The sequence below is a fragment of the Nitratidesulfovibrio liaohensis genome, from assembly GCF_011682075.1.
Lineage (GTDB): Bacteria > Desulfobacterota > Desulfovibrionia > Desulfovibrionales > Desulfovibrionaceae > Cupidesulfovibrio > Cupidesulfovibrio liaohensis.
Genome location: NZ_VSMK01000513.1, coordinates 1 through 1,585 on the forward strand (window position 1 = coordinate 1; position 1,585 = coordinate 1,585).

At 67.4% G+C, this 1,585-nt stretch carries 1 protein-coding gene and 1 pseudogene; both read right to left on the reverse strand.

What is annotated here, in order from left to right:
* Positions 1-194, reverse strand: a pseudogene (locus FVW27_RS15050) (UDP-N-acetylmuramoyl-L-alanyl-D-glutamate--2,6-diaminopimelate ligase); the annotation flags it as partial.
* A 12-nt stretch (positions 195-206) separates the two neighbouring features.
* The coding region (locus FVW27_RS15055) for a penicillin-binding transpeptidase domain-containing protein (RefSeq protein WP_167126642.1) at positions 207-1,585 on the reverse strand (1,379 nt) is incomplete at its 5' end.

The following is a 1,585-nucleotide window of genomic DNA, read 5'->3' on the forward strand; positions in this document are numbered from 1 at the left end:
ACCACCGCCCCGGCCCCGGCGGCCCATGCCTTGGCGATGAAGTCCGCGCCGTCCACGCCCGCGCCGCCGTTGGCGGCAACGCCGGGCACGGCCACGAACACGTCGCCCCGGCCCACCCTGCGCGAATCGGTACGGATTTCCGGCATGTTCTGGCGCACACGGGCCAGAAGGTCATCAAAAGATATATGGGTCATCTGCCGATGCTCCTAGGAATTCTCGGAAAGCCACAGGACGCACTGCCCCGTGGGCTGGCCCTTGGGCCATTCGGTGCCCGGTTCCGGGGTCTGGCGGATCACGGTCTGCCCCACGCCCTTGAGCACGGGCACCATGCCTTGCCGGGCAAACACCTCCACGGCCCGGCGCACCGACTTGCCCACCACGTTGGGCACCCCGTCGGGGGCCTCGCGCACGGCCTCGGCCACCTCGCGGCGCACTTCCACCGGCCCGGTCTTGCCCAGGGGCGTGGCGTAGGTGGGGGCCTCCGGGTCGGGCGCATCGGGCAGCAGGCCATGGTAGGCCATGGTGCGCATGGCCACGTGCTTGAACACGGGCGCAGCGACCACGCCGCCGTACGAATTTTTCTGGGGTTCGTCCACCATGACCAAAATCAGGTACTTGGGCTTGTCGATGGGCGCAAAACCCACGAAGGAAGCCAGTCGTTCGTGCCCGTAACGCCCTGTTTCGTCAGCCTTTTGCGCAGTGCCGGTCTTGCCGCCCACCATGATGCCGGGAATGCGTGCGCGGGTGCCGGTGCCGTCTTCCTCCACCACTTCGCGCAGCATGGAGATGACCTGCTTCACCGTCTTGTCGTTGTACACCTTCTGGCTGGCCGAGTTGGCCGGGGTGTTGTCGCCGGTGTCCACCACCAGACGCAGCGGCTTGCGTTCGCCACCGTTGGCCAGGGTCAGGTAGGCCTGGGCCATCTGCACGCCGGTGGCGGCAATGGCCTGGCCGAACGAGGTGGTGATCAGGTCCGGCTCTGACCAGTGGCGCGGGTCGCGCAGGATGCCCTTGCTTTCGGTGATGGGCAGGCCGGTGCGGTCGCCGAAGCCCAGTTGGTTCAGGTATTCCCAGTAGCGCTTGGACCCGAGCTCCAGGCCGATCTTGGCCATGCCGATGTTGCTGGAATAGCGCAGCACCTTGTTCACCGGCAGCACGTCGTAGCTGTGGGTATCGCGGATGGTGATGTAGCGGGTCTTCCAGCGGCCCTTTTCGCAGTTGAACGTGGTGTCGCCCTTGACCACGCCCTCCTGCAGGGCGGCGGCCACCAGGAACGGCTTGAGCGTGGAGCCGGGCTCCAGCGCGTCGGCGGCCAGGCGGTTGCGCCAGCGTTCGGGCTTATAGTCGCGGTAGGCATTGGGGTTGAAGAACGGGTACTGCGCCCAGGCCAGGATGTCGCCGGAATCCACATCCACCACAAGGCAGCCGCCCCACGAGGCGTCGAACTGATCCACCGAGCGGGCCAGGGCTTCTTCGGCAAAGAACTGCACCTGGGTGTCGATGGTCAGGCGCACGTCGCGGCCACGCAGTGCCGCGCGGCCCGTGCCGCCGTCCATGTCCAGACGGCGCCCGGCGGCGTCGCGCT